Annotated in this window: 18 protein-coding genes; 3 read left to right on the top strand and 15 right to left on the bottom strand. The window is 38.0% G+C overall.

Annotated features, from left to right (window positions below; translation table 11 throughout):
* Positions 1 to 88 precede the first annotated feature (88 nt).
* Together rnpA and IW15_RS03175 are read left to right on the top strand one after the other, a co-directional pair.
* On the top strand, positions 89 to 463 hold the full coding sequence (gene rnpA, locus IW15_RS03180) for a ribonuclease P protein component (RefSeq protein ID WP_034709247.1): 375 nt from the start codon (positions 89 to 91) through the stop codon (positions 461 to 463).
* 124 nt (positions 464 to 587) lie between these two features.
* Positions 588 to 1,181: a DUF4126 domain-containing protein gene (locus tag IW15_RS03175; RefSeq protein ID WP_034709245.1), complete on the top strand. Its 594-nt coding sequence runs from the start codon at positions 588 to 590 to the stop codon at positions 1,179 to 1,181.
* A gap of 4 nt (positions 1,182 to 1,185) precedes the next feature.
* On the opposite strand, the gene IW15_RS03170 is transcribed toward IW15_RS03175, so the two are convergent.
* The 15 genes from IW15_RS03170 to IW15_RS03100 all read right to left on the bottom strand — a co-directional run bounded on the left by IW15_RS03170 (position 1,186) and on the right by IW15_RS03100 (position 21,758).
* Positions 1,186 to 2,328, bottom strand: a complete 1,143-nt coding sequence (locus tag IW15_RS03170; protein ID WP_034709243.1) for a tetratricopeptide repeat protein — start codon at positions 2,326 to 2,328, stop codon at positions 1,186 to 1,188.
* Positions 2,300 to 4,390 carry a Rad2 family DNA repair protein gene (locus IW15_RS03165; RefSeq protein ID WP_034709241.1) on the bottom strand — a complete coding sequence of 697 codons (2,091 nt, stop codon included), beginning with the start codon at positions 4,388 to 4,390 and terminating at the stop codon, positions 2,300 to 2,302. Before IW15_RS03165 ends, IW15_RS03170 begins: the two co-directional genes overlap by 29 nt.
* A gap of 1 nt (position 4,391) precedes the next feature.
* On the bottom strand, positions 4,392 to 4,943 hold the full coding sequence (locus IW15_RS03160) for an LptE family protein (RefSeq protein WP_034709838.1): 552 nt from the start codon (positions 4,941 to 4,943) through the stop codon (positions 4,392 to 4,394).
* 83 nt (positions 4,944 to 5,026) lie between these two features.
* On the bottom strand, positions 5,027 to 6,313 hold the full coding sequence (locus tag IW15_RS03155) for a sigma-54 interaction domain-containing protein (RefSeq protein ID WP_034709837.1): 1,287 nt from the start codon (positions 6,311 to 6,313) through the stop codon (positions 5,027 to 5,029).
* Between the two features lie 109 nt (positions 6,314 to 6,422).
* A complete protein-coding gene (locus IW15_RS03150) occupies positions 6,423 to 6,869 on the bottom strand; it encodes a hypothetical protein (RefSeq protein WP_034709239.1) in 447 nt (148 codons plus the stop codon).
* A gap of 67 nt (positions 6,870 to 6,936) precedes the next feature.
* Complete coding sequence (miaB, locus tag IW15_RS03145; protein WP_034709237.1) at positions 6,937 to 8,373, bottom strand: tRNA (N6-isopentenyl adenosine(37)-C2)-methylthiotransferase MiaB; 1,437 nt, start codon at positions 8,371 to 8,373, stop codon at positions 6,937 to 6,939.
* Positions 8,374 to 8,478: 105 nt separating this feature from the next.
* Positions 8,479 to 9,234 (bottom strand): hypothetical protein, encoded by a 756-nt coding sequence (locus IW15_RS03140; RefSeq protein ID WP_131368470.1) that lies wholly within the window; start codon positions 9,232 to 9,234, stop codon positions 8,479 to 8,481.
* Positions 9,235 to 9,237: 3 nt separating this feature from the next.
* The gene (locus tag IW15_RS03135; RefSeq protein ID WP_034709233.1) at positions 9,238 to 9,720 is read right to left on the bottom strand and encodes an energy transducer TonB; all 483 of its coding nucleotides are present in this window, start codon (positions 9,718 to 9,720) and stop codon (positions 9,238 to 9,240) included.
* A 136-nt stretch (positions 9,721 to 9,856) separates the two neighbouring features.
* The gene (locus IW15_RS03130; RefSeq protein WP_034709231.1) at positions 9,857 to 11,107 is read right to left on the bottom strand and encodes an MFS transporter; all 1,251 of its coding nucleotides are present in this window, start codon (positions 11,105 to 11,107) and stop codon (positions 9,857 to 9,859) included.
* Positions 11,107 to 12,840 (bottom strand): thiamine pyrophosphate-dependent enzyme, encoded by a 1,734-nt coding sequence (locus tag IW15_RS03125; protein WP_034709229.1) that lies wholly within the window; start codon positions 12,838 to 12,840, stop codon positions 11,107 to 11,109. Before IW15_RS03125 ends, IW15_RS03130 begins: the two co-directional genes overlap by 1 nt.
* Before the next feature lie 216 nt (positions 12,841 to 13,056).
* Complete coding sequence (locus IW15_RS03120) at positions 13,057 to 13,479, bottom strand: hypothetical protein (protein WP_034709227.1); 423 nt, start codon at positions 13,477 to 13,479, stop codon at positions 13,057 to 13,059.
* A gap of 47 nt (positions 13,480 to 13,526) precedes the next feature.
* Positions 13,527 to 14,726 carry a diaminopimelate decarboxylase gene (gene lysA / locus IW15_RS03115; RefSeq protein ID WP_185097412.1) on the bottom strand — a complete coding sequence of 400 codons (1,200 nt, stop codon included), beginning with the start codon at positions 14,724 to 14,726 and terminating at the stop codon, positions 13,527 to 13,529.
* Between the two features lie 60 nt (positions 14,727 to 14,786).
* Positions 14,787 to 16,010, bottom strand: a complete 1,224-nt coding sequence (locus IW15_RS03110; RefSeq protein WP_034709224.1) for a 3'-5' exonuclease — start codon at positions 16,008 to 16,010, stop codon at positions 14,787 to 14,789.
* A gap of 282 nt (positions 16,011 to 16,292) precedes the next feature.
* Positions 16,293 to 20,207, bottom strand: coding sequence for a DUF7619 domain-containing protein (locus IW15_RS21870; protein WP_084681353.1), 3,915 nt, complete (start codon positions 20,205 to 20,207; stop codon positions 16,293 to 16,295).
* Positions 20,208 to 20,234: 27 nt separating this feature from the next.
* Complete coding sequence (locus IW15_RS03100; protein WP_034709221.1) at positions 20,235 to 21,758, bottom strand: helicase HerA-like domain-containing protein; 1,524 nt, start codon at positions 21,756 to 21,758, stop codon at positions 20,235 to 20,237.
* Between the two features lie 277 nt (positions 21,759 to 22,035).
* Between IW15_RS03100 and IW15_RS03095 the strand changes: the two genes are divergently transcribed.
* The gene (locus tag IW15_RS03095) at positions 22,036 to 23,445 is read left to right on the top strand and encodes an MBL fold metallo-hydrolase (protein ID WP_034709218.1); all 1,410 of its coding nucleotides are present in this window, start codon (positions 22,036 to 22,038) and stop codon (positions 23,443 to 23,445) included.
* The last annotated feature ends 3 nt before the right edge of the window (positions 23,446 to 23,448 follow it).

The raw sequence follows: 23,448 nt of genomic DNA, 5'->3' as shown, positions 1-23,448 counted from the left end.
GCGTTGACTTTGTTTTCTCTGATATTTCCAATGACAGACAAAGCAAAGTCAATGTATCTTAAATAAAAACTTATATTTACTTCCGTAAATGAATAATTTCAAATATCCCAAAGAGGAAAAACTCAAAAAAAACACTGAGATCACATTGCTTTTCGAAAAAGGCAAATGGAAAACCTGCGGAAATTTGAGAATTATTATCCTTAAAGACAGACCGAATCTCCCTGTTGAAAGTACAAAAATAGGTGTTTCCGTTTCTAAAAGATATTTCAAAAAGGCGGTACACCGAAACCGTATAAAAAGACTTTTAAGAGAATGCTACCGTCTCCATAAAGATCTTTTCAAAGCTTCTTTTGGAGAAAAAACAATGGCTATGCTTTTTTGGGTTTCTCCGGAAATGCCTCCCAAATTTCAGGATGTTGAAGCACATTTCATCAACCTCTGCCAGTCTCAAAAAAAATCATAATTTTTCTGGTATTTTACTTTTTCTGTATTGTGAGAAGGAAATACATTGTACAGAAATCATATTTTAACGGAATCTCTGCACAGTTTTTGTAACTTAGAGGGAAACAATAAATCTGAAAATTAATATGTTAGATCATGTTCCCTTTCTTCCCTATGTTCTGAGTGCATTCATTGGTATCGGCCTTGCTGCAGCAACAGGCTTCAGGGTATTTCTACCGATGTTTGCCGTAAGTCTGGCTTCTTATCTTCATTGGATTCCTATGAATGAGAGTTTTGAATGGCTTGCAGGGCTTCCCACCCTTATCACGACAGGCGTTGCCACAGTAGCCGAAATACTGGCTTATTACATTCCTCTTATCGATCACTTGCTGGATACTGTTTCTGTTCCAATGGCTACGGTTGCCGGCTCTATTTTATTTGCGAGTCAGTTTGCTGATTTGGGAACATTTCCTCAGTGGGCATTAGCTTTAATTGCGGGTGGAGGAACTGCCGCTACCATCAGTTCAGGATTTGCCGGGCTCCGGGCGGCTTCGACAGCTACTACAGGAGGACTAGGCAATTCTGTTGTAGGAACTACTGAAACTGCCGGTGCAGGTATTATGACGGTATTGGCAATTGCAGCTCCTATTGTTGCCGCCATTTGCGCGATAAGTTTGGTAATTGTAGTCTGGGTATTAGGACGTAAAATGTTACGGAAATTCAGAAAGACGAATTCTTAATACATTAGTTTTTACATGAGACTTTTTCTTTAGGATACCCCTTGAGAATGGTTTGACGAATGCGTTCGGATTCCTGAGGGAAGTGCAGGATGCAGTAGAATCTGAATAATGATTTTAAAAGGTTTTTATCTTTATCAGGAATGAGTGATTCGTATTTTTTTAAGGCATCCAGAGATTCTTTATCTTTATGCAGTTCTTTGAAGTAATGGGCACTTTTAAGGAGCATTAATGCTTCATCAACAGGAATCAGGCGTAGTTTTCCCTGTGCATCTTCTCGGTTTTTAAACGCAGTCTCAGGATTCAGCTTCTCTGCATACTGTGTCAATATATGTCCCTCTGAAAATGCTTTTTCATGTTGTCCGGATGTCAGCAGTATCTGAATTTTAAGATCTTTGGAATTCAAAATGAGGGAGGCCGGCAAATCCGTATTTTTTTCCAGCTTTTCAATCGCATGTAAAGCTTCTGGATATTTTTTTAATGAAAAGAGAAGTTGAGAGGTATTGAAAAGGGCTAAACTGTTAGAGGGATCGGAAGATAAAATTGTCGTATAGGTTTTTAATGCTTTATCATAATTTTCTTCTTCGGTATATTCCTCGGCTTCTTCCAGTAAAGCATTATTATTTTCATCAGACGTTATATTCCCGGTAAGATAATGGGTTACCAACTCAAGCAATTCCTTGGAACAGGTTTGATAGAATTCAAGGTATTTTATATTTTCAGGAGCAGCCGGTTTTCCGTCTGGATCTAGCCATTTTTTAAAGTCATCATTGGTTATCTGGACATGAATATCACCATTATCATCATAATTCATCTGTAAATAGTATGAAAGGTTATAGCCTTTATCCTCGAGATTATGAATTTTTTTCACAGACATGGACGATTCTGCTTTCTCGAATGATGTAAAGTAAAAAGATTCGTCTTTCCAGTTTTTTTCTTTGAATTCTTTACTATTCCGGACCTCTCTCAGCCTTTCGATGACCATATTTCTGCTCAGAGATGGTACAGAAAGTGTGATGTCATGATTGATTGTATTGACGGGAAAAGATTCCTCCATCCTCACCTGGGCAGGGAAGAGTGAAGAGACTACCAGTACAAAGATGAAAAAAAGGCGCACCCGCTTATTTTCCACTTTTAATATCGTTAACATGAGCAATTTTAGCATTAAAATGCTCTGTTTTTTCAGGGTGTTTTTGCTTTAAGATTTCGAAAGCTTTGATGGCTTTGCTGTAGAGTTTCTGTTCTACATACAGATTAGCCAATGTTTCAGTCATCAAATGCGAAATGTCGCCTTTCTTTTCTTTGATCACATAGCTGCCTTCTTCTCTTAACTGGCTTATTTTAGGATTGTTTTCAATGAAAGCATCGATAACTTTTATTTTATCTTCCGTTTTGGGTTCCTGCTCTTCATGGTCTTCAGGTCTGTCAATTTTCAACCAGCTCTGCCAAGTATTGATAAATCCGGGCACATTGCTGTCAAGGATATTCTGAACGGTCTCTTTTTCTAACGCCATTTCTTCTTTTTCGTTAACCTCCTCTTTTTCGGCTCTGCTTACTGGCAGGCTCGAAATATCTGAACTGAAGAAAGAAACATTCATGACAGGAGCTTCATCCTGCTTTTCTTTTTCTACAGCAGCAGTGCTATTTTCAATTCCGGCATCAACAGGTTCTTCTTCGGTCTTTACCGGTTCATTGTCCTGTTGCTGCTGCGGTTCTGTCTCTATTTGACTATCTTCAGCTTTTTCTATCACTAACGGAATATTCTGTTCCTGTGCAGGTTCTTCAATTTTTTGTTCCGGTTTGCCCGCTGGTTTATTGAGTAGAGAGTCGGGAATATGAGCTTCCAGGCTCATCGGTTTCCAGGCAGATTTCACTTCTTCCTGTACCTTCTGCAGTTCTTCTTTCTGTACAGGAGGTTCCGGGGCTTCAACCGTTTCTATAGAATCAGCTTCGTCTTCGATGTGCCCTGTAACCACTTCATCAACAATGGGTTTGTCTTCTTTTTCTGTGGACCAGAAATGGAATTGCTGAGTTTCTGCAAAGCTGATCTCATGATCTGTAGTTTCAGGCTCTTCAATTTTTGGTTCAGAAACAGATTCTTTCGCCACTTTCATCTTTTTCTCAACCTCTTCTATCAAGCGCCGCATTTCATCTTCATGCTTGTTGGTACTTGACTGGATCACTTCAGCGGATGCGATCTCATCTGTATTTGCCTGAATCTTTACATCAGGCAAGAATGCCTCCATTCCATGGAAACTAAGCTCTGCATCATCTTCCTCTACTTTCTGTTCTTCCTGAACACTAGGTTTGGAAACGTTTATAATTTCTTTGGCAGTGAATTCCTCGGGAACTTCATCTGTTTGATGATCTGTTTCTTCGGCAGCCGTTACTTCTTTTTGATCTTCGACATGTTCTTCAACCGAATAATGTTCCTCTTCGTTATCAGCTATTTCAGATGGCAGCGTTTCTGTTTCATGGAAACTTAATTCTGAATCATCCTTGATTTCCTCCTTTTCGGATGGTAAGGCAATTTCATCTTCATTAATAATGGTTTCAGGTGTAAACTCCTCTTGAGGATTCTCTGAAACCGGTTCTTCCGCATCTATTATTTTTTCAACAGCACGTTCTCCAACAATCGGCTCGTCAAGAGACGGTTCTTCAATAACATCCTGTTTTTGAATGACTAAAGTTCCTGATTCCAAGGTAGATTCAAGATCTATTGTTCCTGTATTTTTTTCATCAAGGAAATTTTCTTCGCCTTCAAATAAGATCCTGTTTCTTTCGCCTTTTACGAAGACAGGTTTACTTTCTTTGGGAGGTTCAGGTATATGCGGAACTGTTTCCTGTTTTTCAACTCCATTTTCTGTAGGCTGGTCTCTTTTAATAGGAAACCCTTTATCTTTATATGCATACCTTCCTTCACTTTCAGCAGGTTTGAGAGATTTCTTCTCTTCGCTGATTTCAGGGGCCGGTTTATGTTGAATTTTACCGTTAATCAGCTGGTAAAGAATCTTTTTATCAGTGGTATATGCTGCGGTCACGGAAAGCTCCTTCTGGTAATTTTCTTTATCATACAGATGAACTCCATATAAATGTAATGCCCTGATATTTTGAATATAGGGAAATGCATGAATCTCTTCTTTCAAAAGATTGAGATCTTCTGACTGAATATTTTTCGGGTTCTTTAATAATTCTAAAACTCTGGGATCCATCTTACCAATTCGCTACAATATCGTTAAATATCTTGTTAATGATTCTATCTGTTACAATTTTCACCTGAGAGGCTTCTATTTCACTTTGTGATAAACTGCTGTTAAAAACGGCTTCATCAGAATAGGTTCTGTCGAAACTTGAATCCGGATGCAGTTTGTTTTCATAATGCACCTTTACCGTGATCGTCAATTTATTTTGTGCTTCCTGCACAACGCCACCTGACGGATTTGTCTGGGTATTGGAACTGATCGTAGTGGGTGAAAAGCTATATCCTGTAATTTCTCCTTCGATAAGAATATCAGGATTTTCTTTTGTCCCTTTTAAAGTAGTTCTCTGCAAAAATCTGTTTTGAATATCGGTAGAAAACTGTTGTGACAATGTAGGATTTACAAGAGATGCATTATTCGGAAACTCACTGATTTTTACCGTTTTTTCATCGGTAAGGGAGGATCCCGTAAAGCTATAGCAAGAGTTTAAAACTCCCAGAAAAATAAACAGTACCCAAATTAATTTAGGCTGTCTTAATGTAATATTTTTAATCTTAACGTTCATTTTAATCTGATTTCTTTTAATTTTCAATAGTTATAAATGTGAAAATCAATCTATTAACATGTTATATTGCATAATACAAGACATTAGTCTTCTAAATTATACTGCTTTATTTTTCTATATAAAGTTCTCTGGGAAATTCCCAATTCGTCTGCTGCTTTATTCCTTCTTCCTTTATGCTTCTCTAAAGCCTTAATAATCAAATCCTTCTCATTATTCTGAAGAGAAAGTGATTCGGGTCTGTTTTCTTCTACTTCAATATCTTCGACATCCTCGTAGCTGTCATCTGCATTTGAAATAATGGTAGGCGTCTGTACGACCGGATTATTATTGTCTTCAAAATACAACAATGAATTCTGGTTAACAGCCTGTTGTGGCTCCGGAGTATAGATTCTGTTGATCAGGTTCTTCTCATGATTACTCAAATCCCCGGCTCCTCTGTTTTTTATCAATTCCGAAGTTAAGGATTTTAAGTCATTAATATCATTCCTCATATCAAAGAGAACTTTATACATAATCTCTCTTTCACTTCCGAAGTCGGGCTGTTTTTGTGCATTTGGAGCATTCACTACCATTGGCAGGTGAGTTTCCATAGGAATGTATTCTGCCAGTTTTTCAACGGTAACGTTCCTGTTTCGCTCTACCACAGTCATCTGTTCAACAAGATTCCTTAACTGTCGAACGTTTCCGGGAAAGGCATAATTTTCAACATAATGCACAGCACTTGGCTCTAGTTCCAGCTCAGGCATTCTGTATTTTTCTGCAAAATCTATTGAAAATTTTCTGAACAGCAAATGGATATCACCTTTTCTTTCTCTTAAAGGCGGCATATCAATCTGCACTGTATTTAATCTGTAAAACAAATCCTCACGGAATCTTCCGTCATGAATTGCTTTCATCATATTCACATTAGTAGCGGCGACAATTCTTACGTTTGTCTTTTGAACCTGTGAGGAACCCACTTTCATGAATTCACCGCTTTCCAGTACTCTTAAAAGACGTACCTGGGTCTGTAAGGGTAGCTCACCGACCTCATCCAGAAATATGGTTCCGCCATCCGCTACTTCAAAATATCCTTTTCTGGTTGCCGTAGCTCCCGTGAAGGCTCCCTTTTCGTGTCCAAATAGTTCGGAATCAATGGTTCCTTCAGGAATTGCTCCGCAGTTGACCACGATATAAGGCTGATGTTTTCTTCTTGATTCTGAATGGATAATTTTAGGAATAAATTCTTTTCCCACTCCACTTTCTCCAATCACCAGCACAGAAATATCTGTGGGTGCTACCTGGATTGCTTTTTCTAAAGCACGGTTCAATGCAGGAAAATTCCCGATGATTCCGAAGCGGTTTTTTATGTTTTGTAAGTCGTTGCTCATAAGTAAATTTTTGATTATTGATTTAAAAATAACCTGCAGCTTCATCAAATCTTCTGCAGACTGGTTAAAATAATGGAAATGATTGTTTTCCTTTACCTGGCCTTATCCCTTATATGATAAGGCTGTATCTTAAATCTAAATAATCTTTGTTTCTGATTTTTGAAACTTTACTTTTTAACTCTATATGGTATGCAAATCTATATTCTTTGCTTTGTCTTTTAAAATTTTCAAGTACTTTATCATGCTTTCCATTGGGAAGACCTGATGTTTCCAGATAAAAATTGTGACCAGAATTCTGTCTTTTTTCGGAAATACTTCCTGCAAAAGCATCTGTTGCCTTTTGTTTTTGGCCTATTGATGTGTATTCAGTATTTATTTTTTGGATTGCAAAATCCATCGTCCCATCACACCCCTGGGTATGTAAGAATTTGTGATAGATCTCATACAGCTTTTTGCAGTCATCGATTTCGATGCTGCCATTATTTACCTGCGCAGAAATATTGTTGTAGATGATTACCAATAGAACACTAAGGCAATACTTCTGAAACTTTTCCATTTTCTATTTTATAGGTATACTATTGATAATTTCGCTGCTTTACACTTGTTATTTTCTTTGGAAAATCTTATTCCGCAATTCTCCCTAAAAGTGTGCCCTGGGTATTATCGTAAACAAAAACGTCCACAATGTCACCTATCTTTTGTCCTTCCAGCATATCGAATACACAAACGGCATTCTGGGAATTTCTTCCTTTCCACTGGTTTTCGTTTTTTCTGGAAACCCCTTCTATCAAAATCTGATGCACTCTTCCTACATAGGTTTCCATTCTTTTTCTTGAAAGTTCTCTCTGAAGATCAATCACTTCTGCCAGACGTCTTTGTTTTACATCGGCAGGAATATTGTCCTCCATTTTTTTGTGAGCAGGAGTTCCTGGTCTCTCGGAGTACGCAAACATATAACCGTAGTCATATTCTACTTCTCTCATCAAGCTTAATGTATCCTGGTGATCTTCTTCTGTTTCATTACAGAAACCAATGATCATATCCTGAGAAAAAGAGATATCAGGAACAATTTCTTTGGCTTGCTTAATTAATTCTAAATATTCTTCACGGGTATGCTGCCTGTTCATGGCTTCCAGCATTGCATTGCTTCCGCTCTGCACCGGCAGGTGAACGTATTTACATATATTTTCATGCTTAGCCATTGTTCTGAATACATCCAGACTCATATCCTGAGGATTGGAAGTAGAGAATCTGATTCTCATTTCAGGGACTGCTTTGGCTACCTGATCAAGCAATTGGGAAAAATCAACAGCCGTCGCTTTCTGCATTTCAGAAGCTTTGGCAAAATCTTTTTTAGGACCTCCTCCATACCAAAGATAAGAGTCTACATTTTGTCCTAACAGCGTAATTTCTTTGTACCCGCTTTCCCATAACCCTTTACATTCTTCAAGGATTGAATGCGGATCACGGCTTCTTTCTCTTCCTCTGGTAAAAGGAACCACACAGAATGTGCACATATTATCACATCCTCTGGTAATGGTAACGAATGCTGTAACGCCGTTACCGCCTAAACGAACGGGATTAATATCTGCATACGTCTCTTCTTTTGAAAGAATAACATTGATGGCATCGCGGCCGTCTTCCGTTTCTTTCAACAGGTTTGGCAGGTCTCTGTATGCATCCGGACCTACAACTAAATCAACCAATTGTTCTTCTTCTAAAAATTTGGTTTTCAATCGTTCAGCCATGCATCCAAGAACACCGACCGTCATATTGGGTCTCTCTTTTTTAAGATTCTTGAACTGGGCAAGACGCATCCTTACGGTCTGCTCAGCCTTTTCACGGATAGAGCATGTATTTAAAAGAATAAGATCAGCTTCTTCAACCTTCAGCGTTGTATTGTATCCCTGCTCATTAAGAATAGAGGCAACAATCTCGGAATCTGAAAAGTTCATCTGACAGCCGTAACTTTCTAAAAACAGTTTTTTAGAATTATCAGGTCGTTCAGCAATCGCAAAAGCTTCTCCTTGTTTTGTTTCGTCTATATATTTTTCCTGCACTTTTTATAAGAGATTAAAAATTAGAATTAGATGCTAGACTAATTTTAAAATTGATTAGTCTGCAAAGATACAAAATATTGTGACAGAATGGCAGGATTATCTGCTTCATAAATTTTGCTTATAAAAGTCTATATAATCTTTTTCAAGTTCGGGCGCGAATTTTTGTCGCAACACCTGTTTGATTGTGCTTCTTACAGGAATGCCATTGAAAATTCTAGGCTCCCAAGTGTCTTTTATCTTGTAAAGATCATTAATAATATTTTTCTTTTCTGATTCAGAGTAATCTCCTTCAACATTAAAATCTACCATTACACCTTCTTCATTTATACAGAATGTAATAAACGACACCTTATCTTCATTTTTATGCGCATGTTTTTCCGCTATCTTTCTCATTTCATAAGTGAAATTTTTTATACCTTTTTTAAACATGGGACCTGTAGACTTATTGTCCTTAGGATCTTCTTTAGAATAATAAAGAAAAAAAGGATCGATTTCAAATTCTGCTATTGCTCCAATATATTTATCTCCTTCTCTAGCTGGTATCCATCTTTTTAAAGCAGGTATAATTTTACGACTGTAATCAAATGCACATTTATTCTTATTAATGTTTACCGTATCAAAGTCTTTAACATATTTAATCGTTGCATCTGCATTGATTAAAATCTTTACATGGTATTTCTCATCTGTCCTTGCACATGGCAGCAGCTCCTTGTTTTTCACTATTTGAATCATATCCTTTTGCAACGCATTTATTCCTCCTACATAGAAACTCTGCCCACGAGGGTGGCCCGCCAATACTTCTAATTGCGCATAAGACATTTGAAATAAGATAAAAAATAAAAAAAATATCAATTTTTTCATACGTTACATATCCGCTGAGAATGATGAGAAGCTCATTTTAAGTTTCATTTCGGACCTCACGGGCTGTCCGTTACACATAGCCGGAGTCCATGTTTTTTTAATTCTTCTAACCACATACTGCATATCATCAAAGAATACTTTACTGTTTAAAACGTTGGGAGAACCTTCCACATCAATCACTTTTCCCATTGCATCAATCGTTAGGGTGAATGTAAAATCTCCTGTCAACGTATAAAAGTCAGAATTCAGATACATGTACATATATTTTCTGAGAATCTCTTTGTACGCTGCTGCTCCGCCATCAAAAGCGGCAGGCTTGAAATCATTACAATTCTTAACTGCAATCTGCAGGAAAGGTTCTTTAATATCTATTTTCAGCAGGTTTTTATTACTTTCCGAAATAAAAGAGTCATCTCTTTCTTCAAGATCTTGTGCAAATGAGAAATGAGCGGCAAAAAGAGCCAGAAATAGTGCTAAAGTTTTCATAGCCGTATGGTATTCGTTATATATTAAAATTACTTAAACAAAGGTAAATATTTACATCCTTTACAAAAAATAAAAACTTCACACAAAAGCATGAAGTTTTTATTTATCTATCAAAAAAATCTGAATTCTGATTATTTTATGCGTTTGAAGGCTGAGTCTGCACTTTACTTCCCGTTTCTTTTAACATCAGGGAAATAAGAATGGCTAAAATGATTCCTGCAACCCAAAAAAGCACAGAATGCTGAAAATGAATTTCACCTGCAGCCGTGCCGAGACTTTTTCCAAACCACCTGCTGAAAACAGGACTCAGTAATGTGGTTACACCAAAGGTGATAAAATTAATAGCTCCTGTAGCACTTCCTTTTACATAGTCAGGATTCGCTTCTTTAATTACGGAATAAGGGATCATTGCTGCTCCGGAACCGACTCCGAAGATAAACATACTGATTTTTGCCGGATACAGATCCGGAAGATAAATCAACTGTAATAAACTCAGAATCATCAATAGAGCTCCGGCAGCCAGAACTGGCTTTCTTCTTCCTATTTTGTCTGTAATGAAGCCTAAGAGAGGACATCCGAACACCCAGCCGAAGGCAACCATTGCACTGGTAATCGCCGCATCATGAAAAACAAAACCTTTATCTTTTTCAAAAAATGAAACGGCCCAGGTCATGGCAAATATCGTGGTAGGAGCAAACAATAGCCCTGAAATAATACCGCATAGCCAGGATTGAGGGTTTTTAAAAACAATTTTATAGGGATCTAAATAGCTTAAAGAGGCAGACTTATTATCTTTTGAATCCTTTTCTTTTTCTTTCTGTTCACTGGGAATAACAAAAAACAGACAACATGCTGTAATGATGGTGATAATTCCGGACCAAAGCCAGAACGTATGAATATTAACTCCCTGTTCTACCCATGGACCTACTACAAACTGTCCGGCGGTACCACCGAGCATTCCTATACACTGGGTAACTCCGATCGCTGTTGCCAGAGATTTTGAGGAGAATCCTTTACTTGCAAGATAAACACAGCCAGGAAAAGCAAACGCACAGCCGGCACCCTGCAACAACCTTCCTGCAATTCCGCCGGCTTGAGTGGAAATCAAAAACAACAGACATCCGATTCCCAGTATTAGTGTTCCGGCAAACAGGGATTTCTTGCCCCCGAATTTATCCAAAGCGATTCCGGCAATCAAACTGCATGTGGAATAGGTGTAATAATAGGTTCCCACCATACTGATCAGTTTCAGCTCTGTGGTATTGAAATTGGTAACGAGCTCCGGAATCATTACTGCTGGCGCGGAACGGATCACGTAATCCAAAAAGTAAAAAATAAGCCCGAATGCCCAGGCAATAACATAGAATTTCTTCAGCGAGCTATTCATTACAGTAGTCCTTTAATATGTTTATAGTTGCTTTTTACCGTATCCAATACTTCTTCCATTTTACCACCTAACATCAGCTGTGCCATGGATTTTGTCATCCCCAGCACCTGATCGAACTCAATTTTCGGAGGAAGTGCCAGCGCATTTGGATTGGTGAAAATATTTAAAAGGTAAGGACCGTCATATTCAAGACATTGCTTGATGGCATCTGCTACTTCTTCCGGTTTATGAACATTTTTACCTGGGTAGCCCATTGCCTGGGCAATCATAGCAAAGTCTGGGTTGACCATATCGGTTTCAATATCAGGCATGCCTCCAACTTCCATTTCAAGTTTTACCATTCCCAATGTTCTGTTATTAAAAACAATGAGTTTTACAGGAAGCTTATATTGAAAAATCGTCGCCATATCTCCAAGCAGCATGGATAATCCTCCGTCTCCGCACATGGCAATAACCTGTTTTCCCGGATGGGCTAATGAGGCACCGATAGCCATTGGCATTGCATTGGCCATAGATCCGTGGTTAAAGGATCCCAGCATTTTCCGTTCGCCTGTTCCTGTAATGAATCTTGCCCCCCAAACACAACACATTCCTGTATCTACGGTAAAAATTGCATCTTTTTTAGCCATCTGATCTAAGGTATGGGCAACATATTCAGGCTGGATGGCATTTTCTTTTCCAAAATCTTTTACATATTCCAACTGGTTTTCTTTTACTTTTTCATAAAATTCCAGCTGCTGGTTAAGGAAATGATTATCTGTTTTTTCTTTTAATAAAGGAAGTAATGCTTTAATGGTTTCTTTAACATCTCCTGTAAGACCTAATTCCAGTTTGGCTCTGCGCCCCAGTCTTTCCGGGCTTTCATCAATCTGGACAATTTTATTTTTTACAGGCATAAATTTCTGGTAAGGAAAATCGGTTCCCAAAAGAATCACCAGGTCGGCTTCATGCATTGCATGGTACGCGGACGGAAACCCAAGAAGCCCCGTTAAGCCTACTTCATTGGGATTGTTAGGCTGAATGGCCATTTTACCTCTGAAAGAATAGCCTACCGGAGCTTTTAAAAGCTTTGATAATTCTATGACCTCAGCGCTAGATTTTCCGGCTCCGATGCCACAGTAAAGGGTTACTTTTTCGCTTTCATTGATAAGGGCTGCCAATCGGGCCATTTCCTCGTCTGAAGGACGGATAATAGGATTGGTTTTAAATATCTGCGCGGATGTAGTCGCCTCTTCAGCATCCAGCTCGGAAACGTCTCCGGGAAGCCCTATTACAGCCACTCCTTTTTTAGAAATTGCATGCTGAATAGCAGTCTGCACCGTTCTTTGTACCTGCTCCGGTCTTGTAATCATTTGATTATAATAACTGCAGTCGTCGAATAATTTTATGGTATTGGTTTCCTGGAAATAATCCATTCCCATTTCGTCGCTGGGGATGGTAGAGGCAATAACCAGCATGGGGACATGAGACCGGTGAGCTTCGTAAACACCATTGATCAGGTGAACATGGCCGGGACCACAGCTTCCTGCGCAAACTGCAAAACCATCAAGCTCCGCTTCGGCAGCAGCAGCATAGGCTCCTACTTCCTCATGCCTCACATGAATCCATTCAATGCTGCTTTTCTTCACTGCAATATTCAGGTGATTAAGGCTGTCGCCGGTTACTGCATAAATTCTTTTCACATTTGCGTTCTCGAGCATCTCAACAATTTGCTCTGCTATGTTTTTAGCCATAATTACTATTTTTGTGATTATTTTTTAATGAAAATGAAGAAACAATACGGATTAATGATGATTAATTTTACATTTAAAAAAATCAATCGTCCTATCAAATTTAGCCAATAATTAAAGATTCTGACCTATTTTTTAGCTTATTTTTTCATAAATCTGTATTAATTAATCATAAAAAAAACTCTGCATACATGCAGAGTTTTATATTTTTATTCAAAATTATCTTGAACTGTTTCCCGTTTGATACGTCATTGCTGCTCGCGTAGACTGATCGGGTATGTTTCTTGAAAAACTGAGATCTACTGACACCTTTTGCTTTTCATTACTGGCAAAATGTTTTTTCATTCTTAAAACATCTCTTTTCACCTCTCTTTCAAAAGATGTATCAAAAAGTTCCGGGAGAAGTTGTATGTCAGAAATCTTCCCGCCTTCATCTACATTGAAATTCAATTTGAAATCTCCTGTTACCTGGAACATTCCTCCTGTAACCTGCAGATTATTTGCCAAATCGGAATCAAATTTTTCCTGACCGCCTTTATAAGTATCTTCTACCTGAGTTTTATCAGAAGTAACTTTTACATAGGTTTGTGAAAATGAAAATGCAGAAATAGTTATTGCCAATACCAAGCCTATTTTTTTCATAACTTTTATTTTTTTGGATGTAATAAAGTTACTGGTTTTGTCTGGTATTACAAAACTTCAATCTGATTTCTCAACAGATCTTCAAATTCGTCTCTCTTACGGATCAGATGTGCTTTTCCGTCCAGGAATAATACTTCTGCCGGCTTTAATCTGGAGTTGAAGTTGGAACTCATTTCAAATCCGTACGCTCCTGCATTACGGAAAACCAGAATATCTCCTTCTCTTACTTCGTTTAATTTTCTATCCCATGCAAAAGTATCTGTCTCACAGATATTTCCCACTACAGTATAGATTCTCTCAGCACCTTTAGGATTAGAAAGGTTTTCGATGACGTGGTAAGAATCGTAGAACATGGGACGGATTAAATGATTGAATCCGGAATTCACGCCCACGAAAACAGTTGCTGTCGTTTGTTTGATCACATTGGCTTTCACCAAAAGATATCCGCTTCCTCCTACAAGGAATTTTCCGGGTTCAAACCACAATTCAAACTTTTTACCTGTAGATTTAGAAAACTCGGCGATTACTTTCTCTACTTTTTTTCCTAATGTTTTCACATCGGTTTCTTCTTCACCATCCTGATAAGGAATTTTGAAACCGCTTCCCATATCCAGGTATTTCAGATTAGGAAAATGCTCAGAAAGTTCGAGCATAATATCCAATGCCTGAAGGAAAACGTCAGGATCTTTGATTTCGCTTCCTGTATGCATGTGAAGACCTTCAACATTCAGGTTGGTGCTCTTCATCACTCTTTCGATGTGTCGAACCTGGTGAATAGAAATCCCAAATTTACTATCGATATGGCCTGTTGAAATTTTATAGTTACCACCCGCAAAAATATGCGGATTGATTCTCACAAGAATGGGATACGTATTTCCGTATTTATTCCCGAACTGCTCAAGAATAGAGATATTATCAATATTAATATGAACTCCGTGCGTCATGGCCTCTTCAATCTCAGCAAGATCAACACAATTGGGAGTAAATAATATTTTTTCTTTAGGAAATCCTGCCTTTAGCCCAAGTTTCACTTCATTAATCGATACACAATCCAAAGAAGCACCCAAGTTCTTGACATATTTTAAAATATTAATGTTTGTCAATGCCTTAGCAGCATAAAAGAACCTTGTGTGTTTTAAAAAAGAAGATGTAAGTTTTTCGTATTGAGTTTTGATAGATTCAGCATCATACACATACACCGGCGTGCCATATTCATTGGCAACTTTTAGCAAATCTTTTGAATTCATAATTAATAAGTAAAACTTCTTTTTTGTTAGTAAGAAAGTACAAATGTAGTGAATCGTGAATTATTTCGGCAATGGTAAGGTCTCAAAATCACCACGAAGCAATGCGAGCTGCAGTTCATTATTCAAATCGGTGGAAGATAAAGGAAGGTCAATTTTAAGCTTAGAAAGCTTGCTTAGCGTCTGGATCTGGGTAAACAGCTCATAAAATCCATAGGAAACCACTCTGCCGTTTTCAATGATTAAAAACAGTTTCTCTCCTAATTTTCTTCCTGTTCCCAGCCAGAGTTCATTTCTTTTTTTGAACTCTATTTTCTTTTTGAAAGCAGCAATGTCGTTATATTCTTCCAGAGCAGTGATAAACTGAACCGCTTTAGCTCCTTGGGTAAAGGATCTGAATTTCAGCAACGGACGCTCAGTTTTGTTCAGCTTGTTCTTTTCAACAACATATTTGTTATTTCTATGGTAAAGACCAAAAGCAAATACTTCTCTTTTCTTTATGTTTTTAGAATTGAGGATGAGTTTGGAAATAATTTCCGTTCCGGTAAGTTCAAAATTAATCTGTTCAACATCCCTTTGAATGTCTTCCCATTTTTTAGATTTGGAATTGAACATTTTCTTCGCAAATCTGTTGATATCTGGAACACAGTCTGAGAAAATAATCTTCCCGTCATTATTCTGGAAATAAATAAATCCTTTTTCATTCGGGAGATCCTGTGTCAGGGTTTTTATTTTATTGATGTACGTTTTCGCATTTGTTTCATCGTGCTGTTTCTGGATGATTTCATTCTCAGTATCCTTTGAAACCAAAAGTCTGAAAAGTTCAAGCGTAGCCCTGGCATCTCCTTCGGCTCTGTGAGCATTGGTTAAAGGAATCCCCAAAGATCTTACCAATTTCCCTAAGGAATAGCTTACCTCATCGGGAATCAGTTTTTTAGCTAATGGAATGGTGTCTAAGGTATTGATTTTAAAGTCATACCCGAGTCTGCTGAAAGACTGACGCAGCATTCTGTAGTCGAAATCAATATTATGACCTACCAGCGTTGTATTCTCAGTAATTTCAATCACTCTTTTGGCCAGCTCATGAAATTTCGGAGCCGTTTTCACCATATTCGGAGTGATATTGGTCAATTTTTGCACAAAAGGGGTAATATCGCTCTCGGGATTCACGAGAGAGATGAACTGGTCAACGATTTTCTGGCCATCATATTTATAAATGGCAATATCTATAATGCATTCGTTTCTGTAACCTGCACCATTACTTTCTATATCTATAATTGAATACATCTACAACTTGCTGTTATACAACTATTTTTCTGTTAATATTACAATAATCCCGTTTACTTTAGTGAAGCATCAGGCAGTACAATCAGTACATAACCTATGCCATACGTCAGGGTGCCTGTTACTGATGTATGAGATCTGCATTTACAACAATGTATAAAATCGTTCAATACCAGTAGGGGCAATCCTGCTAAAATAACAAAAATTATATCAAAAAAGATACAATGGCTGTTCAAACTATCAGTTATGAAGTTCGAACAGCCATTATAAAGAAATAAAAATCAATTACTTTTTAATAAACTTACTTTGATAAGAAGAGGTATCAGTGGTGATTTTTATAATATAATTCCCTGAATTTAATTCTTTTACATCAATTTTACTTCCCGGATTGATTAGGGTTTTCACCTGTCTTCCGGATGCATCATAGATATTGATGCTCTTTATATTTTCTTTCGTTTTTATGTTTAACACATCTGCTGCAGGATTCGGATAGATTCCCAGACTTTCCCTGGTGATTTCCTGCGTTCCTAAAACCTGTGTAATAACCGTCTGGTATTCATTAGTAAGAATTGGGCTGTTGTAGTCAAAATAAATATCTGCTTTATTTTTAATCACTTCCCCTACCGCGACTGTTGATTTTGTTTTTATCTTGAAAAGGAAATATCCGCTTCTGTTCAGATACGGAGGATAAGAAAGTTGAATACCGTCAAAGTTAACCTCCAGTTTATTTCCATCGGTCACTGAAACACGATATGGATGTGATGCGCTAATAGGCTGCAATGATGAAACATCAAGCTTAGAAGCATCCAAAACATCTTTTAACACTACATTGATCGCATTGGCCGTACCTGTATTTTCAAATCGTATCAGATAATGTAAGTAGCCTCCTACCATAGAAGGGCTGATCGTACTGCCTTCCAAACAAGCTTTGTCATTAGGGTCAAATGAATTCACCACCGTATCATTGAATGAGAACGTATTATCTGCCGGAGTGCTATCTCCCGATACCGGATTTACCGTTGCTGTATAGGAAAGTACCTGACCTGCATTTACAGGATATGTAGGATGAGTAGGTGTATTAATAGTAAGTCCCACAATAATTTCTTTTTGCTGGAAAGGTGCCAAATTATTAAAGTTCCAGGTCATTACTCCATTTGTATTAGAATTTGGTGTTACCGTATAATTGGCATACATCACAAAATTCTGCGGGTATTTGAATGTTGCAGATCCGGAAAGTGTTGTCGTTCCCTTATTGAAATACACAATTTTATATTTTGTTTCAAATCCGGGTCTTGACTGGCTCATCGGAATAATCTTGATTTCAAGATCATTATGAGTCCCATTGGGCGTTACACAGAAATTCTGGGTAACCATATTATTCCCTGAAGTGAAGTTGATATTTGCAGAAGAAGGGCTTACATTAAAATAAGCGGGAATTTCCGGCATTGGCGTAATGGTTGCCGTGTTCAGCTGATTAAGTACTATACTATAATTCCCCAAATCATCTGTATAAGCAACAGCGGAATTACTTCCATTCTGAGCGGTCACTTTTAATGATTTGTATTTTGGATCTGTTGCGGAACAAGAGTTATTATCCGCATCGAGTGTGGCATTTCCTCCCACAAAATTGTAGCTTGGAATAGTATCTACATCCAATTTCCATAACCCATTGATCTTATTTCCATAAAAAGAACTTGCTGCAAAGAGATAGTGCTTATTATTATACATAAATGGATAAAATGTATTTTCTGTTCTGGCTTCTGAGCTGATAAACCTTGAATTATCATAATATCCGTTTGAAAATTCATTCATCACAATATTATTTTTACTTCCCGAAACCCAAAACCACTTGTTCTGATGGGTGTCATAAAACCAGAGATCATTCAAAAATCTACTGTAATAATCTGCGCTTGGAGTTTCAGAATATCCATGACCGCAATAAATCCAAAGTCTGTCATATTGATCCATCCAATAGGCAAGTGAAGCCCTTCCCCCCGGCCTGGTGGTATTGGTGGAAATATTCTGGGTTCCATAATTTCCTAATGCATTTTCAGGGCCTCCCTGAAGCTGCTGCCATACTTTTGTTGCATAATCAAATTTCCAGACATTGTTGTTTTTCTTTGAAACCTGTGATGAACCATCTGTTCCATAGGTTCCCCCAAAAATCCAGACGTTATTCCCGGAATCTTTAGCATAAGACATTGAATGAAGTCTTGTTGGAAGACCATTTTTTCTTGTCCAGATATTGGTCGTAAAATCATATTCCCAGAAATCACTGTAAGAATTATCTGAATCCCCACCGCCTAATGTATACAGTTTATTATCGTTTACCCAGTTAGCCGCTTCGTAGGTTGCCATTGGGAAATTATTAACGTTAGGCTGATTAATCGTTCCTGGACTGTAAGATGATTTTTTAAGGCACGTGTAATTTTTTGTGGCTATATCAAACTTCCAAAGTGAGCTTGGTGTATTCGATCCGGCTTCTGCTCCCAGCATATAGAGATTCCCGTCCTTCAGCCATATGTTTTTCGTACGATAAGGGGCATTGGTTGGCGCTTCTACTCCTATCGTTCCATAATTACTGGTTTGGCCGGGTTTAATACACTGCCATGTATTATCAACCATATCAAAGGCCCAGATTTCATTTAATTTTGACTGTCTGAAGGCATACACCGTTTTTACCCCATCAAAAAAGTAGTTCTTTACAATCGGAATATTATAAACTGACGGATTGACCGCATCTTCAATATATTCTAAGTTATTGCTGGAAGCTGTTCTTCCGCCAATCCACGTGAAATTATTACTGGCAATATCATATTTCCAGACGTCGGTGTATCTTAAAGGATTTCCACTCAGATATCCTTCTCCGTTGGCAAAAAACAATTCATTGTTTTGTTTCCAGAAAATAGATCTGTTTCGGCTCGAAGGCATGTTTTTGTCCGACGTTACGTCTTTAATTCCATAATATCCGGGATGAAAAGGGACACTGTTCGTACTGTTGACATTCAATGTATAGGAAAGGGGATTTTTTCCTCTCATCCAGGTCCAGTTGTTGGTGGTCGGATTATACTTCCAAAGCGTATTCACCCAGGCTCTGTAATCTACATTTCCGGACAGATAATATTCAGAATCTTTAACTTCTCCTCCGAACATCCAGAAATTTCCGGCATTATCTTTCCAGTAAGACGGATTTAAAACAGTGGGTGGAAAATTGGTGCTATTTTCTACTCCTAATGTTCCATAATTATAAAAAGTGGAGGCAGTTGCTGTTTTCTTCACATGGCTCCAATTGTTTGTAAGCATATTGTACCGCCACATGATTGGCTGTCCGTCTCCCGGAAGAAGATAAATATAATTATTATCCTGCCAGTAAGCACCTTTGTACATGTATTTTTCTCCCGGAGAATTGGCTGCACTTTCAACGTTCTCCGTTCCTAAAACATTCGCGGCATATTGGTAATCAGAATCATTAGAACCTTTCATCCACGTCCATTGGTTGGTAGTCGTATTATATTTCCAAACCTGATTGGAACTGTTATTCAATGTGATCACCGATGATCCTCCAAAAAACCAAAGGTTATTCTGGCTATCCACCCAGGAATAGGAATCGTTATAGGTTTTGGGAAGAGCCGTAGCACTGGCAACTCCCTGTTGTGCGGGAAGGCTGCTTGTGTCTGCCTCCGTTCCGCTTATCCAGATCCACATATTGGCAGAACGGTCATACTTCCACATATCGGTTTGCTTGGGAAAATAGGCATTTCCGTACATCCAAAGATCACCGTTGTTATCCACCCAGGTCACTGCACCCACTCTGTCCCCGGGAAAATTGGTTGCACTTGCCACTCCCTGCACGCCGTAATTAGCAGTACTCGTGTCGTTTAGCTTTTTCCACTGTTTGATAGACGTATCAAACATCCAGAAGTTTACATTTCCGGATCTGTTTTCGTAAAGGTAAATAAACTCATCGTTTACATTCCATCTCGCGCAATCGCTCTGATACGAATATGAGGTATCAAAAGGATAAAAATCCGGTAAATTTTTAGGTGAAAACTGATTCAGTACTTCACTGTATCCCAAGCCTCCGGCACCATAGGAATTGATGTATCCCTGGTAGCCTTCGCCTCCGGCAAGTTTTGACCATGTCTGTCCATTTGAAAATAGGAAAAACACAGTTAAAAACGTCAATAGACATTTTTTCATGGTTATTAGTTTTAGTTTTTTTAGTTTTTATCTTTTTCTGCCTCCCAGCCCAAACATTCCGAGAAGAGCTTTTGCTCCTTCACGCATGAGTGTACTGGTAAAGGTTCTTCCGGCTTTGCTCTGTAATACCTGTTCAAACATACCGGGTTCTTCTTTTACAGGTTTTGATTTCTGGGCAGGTGCATTTTGTACAGCCTGTTCCATTCTAGTGGTCAGCATTTCATACGCTGATTCACGATCTATAGCTTCCTCATATTTAGCGACTAACGCTGACTGGCTGGTGAGCAGAGAGATTTCGGCAGTACTCAGAACATCCATTCTTGATTCCGGGGAAATTAAATAAGTCTGAACCAGTGGTGTAGGAATTCCTTTTTCATCCAAAGCCGTGATAAACGCCTCTCCGATTCCCAGATTTTGAATTAAGTTGGAAGCATCGTAATACTCCGTTGTCGGATAATTCTCAACAGCTTTTGAAATTTCTTTTTTATCTTTTGCCGTAAATCCTCTCAGCGCATGCTGAACTTTTAATCCTAGTTGAGAAAGTATACTTTCAGGAACATCTCCCGGAATCTGTGTGATGAAATAAATACCAACTCCTTTAGAACGGATCAGTTTTACCATAGTTTCGATCTGCGAAAGCAAGGTTTTTGAAGATTCATCGAAGATTAAATGCGCTTCGTCAATAAATAAAACCAGTTTAGGTCGTCCACTATCACCTTCTTCAGGGAAAGTCATATAAATTTCTGCAAAAAGAGACAGCATAAAGGTTGAAAACAACTGTGGCTTGTTCTGAATATCAGCAACCCTTAAAATATTCACTACTCCTTTTCCGTCTTTTGTCCGAAGTAAATCCTGAACATCAAAACTTAATTCTCCAAAAAACCCAGCTGCCCCCTGCTGTTCTAAAGCGACAATCGATCTTAAAATAGCGCCTAAAGAAGCTCCTGTAATTGATCCATAATTGGCTGCAAGCTCAGCTTTTCCCTGCGGGTTATCCGTTACATACTGCAAAACTTTCTTTAAATCATTGAGATCGACCAAAGGAAGTCCTTTATCATCACAATATTTAAAAACAATAGACATAATGCTTTGCTGGGTATCATTAAGTTCTAAAATTTTACTTAACAGTACAGGACCGAATTCTGTAACAGTTGCTCTGAGTTTTACTCCTTCTCCGCCGGAAATACTCATCAGTTCTACTGGAAAAGCCTGCGGATTATAAGGAAGCTGCGTTTTTGCATATCTTTCTTCAATCACGGCATTCATTTGTCCCGCTTCTGCAATCCCTGAAAAATCTCCTTTAATATCCAATACTAATGATGGAATACCTGCATGGGAAAGCTGTTCTGCAAAAACCTGCAGTGTTTTTGTTTTACCGGTTCCGGTAGCACCGGCAATAAGACCATGGCGGTTAATCGTTTTTAAAGGAATTGTTACATTCACTTCTGAAACGACTTCGCCGTCCAGCATTCCTTTTCCAAGTATAATATAATCTCCTTTTGAGGTGTATTTCGAATTTAATTCTTCAATAAATTGTGTTTTATCTGCCATCTGAAATTTTTTATTTTAACTGATAAATATAAAATTTTTTATAAAATATTCAGCCATCTAAAAAATATTCATGATTAAGTTCAGTTTTAAATGTCTATTTATTTGCTTAATTTGGTATAGGAAATGCAATACCCTAAAAGATATTATATAAATTAGAATAAATAAAACCTTATAGATTTATTCTATTGATATCGATTTTTTATTTTATCGTGTTTTAAAAAATAAAATACGATTTTTGTAGACTAAATAATAACAACAAAATTGTTAAAAGAATAAAATGAAAGTTGAACAAATATATACAGGCTGCCTGGCACAAGGGGCATATTATATAGTATCAGAAAATGAAGCTGTAATTATAGATCCATTAAGAGAAGTTAAACCTTACTTGGATCGCCTGGAAAAAGGTAATGTAACTTTAAAATATATTTTTGAGACTCATTTCCATGCAGATTTTGTTTCAGGACATCTGGATTTAAGCAAAAAAACCGGAGCTCCGATTGTTTACGGACCCACTGCAAATCCTGATTTTGAAGCAATTATTGCAGAAGATAATCAGATTTTTGAAATCGGAAAAGTAAAAATAAAGGTGTTGCATACTCCCGGCCACACCATGGAAAGCACCACTTATCTTTTAATTAATGAAAATGGTGTTGAAACAGCAATATTTACAGGAGACACCCTGTTTTTAGGAGATGTAGGAAGACCCGATCTTGCCCAGAAAGCAACCAACCTTACCCAGGAAGACCTGGCAGGAATTTTATATGAAAGTCTTCACAGCAAAATCATGCCTCTGGATGACAGTATTACTGTTTACCCAGCTCATGGAGCGGGTTCTGCGTGCGGTAAAAATATGCAGAAGGAAACAGTTGACATTCTGGGAAATCAAAAAAGAACCAATTACGCATTAAATCAGCCGGATAAAGAGTCCTTCATCAGAGAAGTGTTAGATGGATTAACCGCTCCTCCGAAATATTTCGGAATGAATGTAGCCTTAAACAAAGGGGGATACGAAAGTCTTGACAGCGTAATGGACAAAGGATTAAATCCGGTTTCTGTGGATGATTTTGAAAGTTTTGCAGAAGAAACGGGAGCATTGATCTTAGATACGAGAGGACCTGCTGATTTCCAAAAAGGATTTATCCCCAACTCGATCAATATAGGACTGAAAGGTGATTTTGCCCCTTGGGTAGGTACTTTAATCGTAGATGTAAAGCATCCATTATTGCTGGTTTCCGACGAGGGAACGGAAGAAGAAGTGATTACAAGACTAAGCAGAGTTGGCTTCGATAATGTGTTAGGATATCTGAAAGGAGGTTTTGATGCATGGAAAAATACCGATAAGGAAATCGATGAAGTGAAAAGAATTTCACCTGCTGAATTTTCAGAGCAGTTTAATGAAAACTCTAAAGTTATTGATGTAAGAAAACTGGGTGAGTACTCTGCGGAACATATTGATAATGCCTACAATAAGCCTCTAGACACGATCAGTGAATGGGTACAGTCTATTGATGATTCTGAACATTTCTTTCTTCACTGTGCCGGCGGATACAGAAGCATGATTGCTGCAAGCATCCTTAACTCACATGGAATCAGAAACTTTACTGAAATAGAAGGCGGATACAACGGAATCAAAAAAACTGAAAAGTTTCCAATCTCAGATTTTGTCTGCCAATCCAAAACACTGTAACAT

Source organism: Chryseobacterium soli, assembly GCF_000737705.1.
GTDB classification, from domain to species: Bacteria; Bacteroidota; Bacteroidia; order Flavobacteriales; family Weeksellaceae; genus Chryseobacterium; species Chryseobacterium soli.
Note: the sequence above shows the minus strand (reverse complement) of the source record. Positions and strands in the feature narration are given on the sequence as shown.

Coding starts and splice junctions, on each gene's coding strand:
- rnpA (WP_034709247.1), top strand. CDS start 89: ATGAATAATTTCAAATATCCCAAAGAGGAAAAACTCAAAAAAAACACT.
- IW15_RS03175 (WP_034709245.1), top strand. CDS start 588: ATGTTAGATCATGTTCCCTTTCTTCCCTATGTTCTGAGTGCATTCATT.
- IW15_RS03170 (WP_034709243.1), bottom strand. CDS start 2,328: ATGTTAACGATATTAAAAGTGGAAAATAAGCGGGTGCGCCTTTTTTTC.
- IW15_RS03165 (WP_034709241.1), bottom strand. CDS start 4,390: ATGGATCCCAGAGTTTTAGAATTATTAAAGAACCCGAAAAATATTCAG.
- IW15_RS03160 (WP_034709838.1), bottom strand. CDS start 4,943: ATGAACGTTAAGATTAAAAATATTACATTAAGACAGCCTAAATTAATT.
- IW15_RS03155 (WP_034709837.1), bottom strand. CDS start 6,313: ATGAGCAACGACTTACAAAACATAAAAAACCGCTTCGGAATCATCGGG.
- IW15_RS03150 (WP_034709239.1), bottom strand. CDS start 6,869: ATGGAAAAGTTTCAGAAGTATTGCCTTAGTGTTCTATTGGTAATCATC.
- IW15_RS03140 (WP_131368470.1), bottom strand. CDS start 9,234: ATGAAAAAATTGATATTTTTTTTATTTTTTATCTTATTTCAAATGTCT.
- IW15_RS03135 (WP_034709233.1), bottom strand. CDS start 9,720: ATGAAAACTTTAGCACTATTTCTGGCTCTTTTTGCCGCTCATTTCTCA.
- IW15_RS03130 (WP_034709231.1), bottom strand. CDS start 11,107: ATGAATAGCTCGCTGAAGAAATTCTATGTTATTGCCTGGGCATTCGGG.
- IW15_RS03125 (WP_034709229.1), bottom strand. CDS start 12,840: ATGGCTAAAAACATAGCAGAGCAAATTGTTGAGATGCTCGAGAACGCA.
- IW15_RS03120 (WP_034709227.1), bottom strand. CDS start 13,479: ATGAAAAAAATAGGCTTGGTATTGGCAATAACTATTTCTGCATTTTCA.
- lysA (WP_185097412.1), bottom strand. CDS start 14,726: ATGAATTCAAAAGATTTGCTAAAAGTTGCCAATGAATATGGCACGCCG.
- IW15_RS03110 (WP_034709224.1), bottom strand. CDS start 16,010: ATGTATTCAATTATAGATATAGAAAGTAATGGTGCAGGTTACAGAAAC.
- IW15_RS21870 (WP_084681353.1), bottom strand. CDS start 20,207: ATGAAAAAATGTCTATTGACGTTTTTAACTGTGTTTTTCCTATTTTCA.
- IW15_RS03100 (WP_034709221.1), bottom strand. CDS start 21,758: ATGGCAGATAAAACACAATTTATTGAAGAATTAAATTCGAAATACACC.
- IW15_RS03095 (WP_034709218.1), top strand. CDS start 22,036: ATGAAAGTTGAACAAATATATACAGGCTGCCTGGCACAAGGGGCATAT.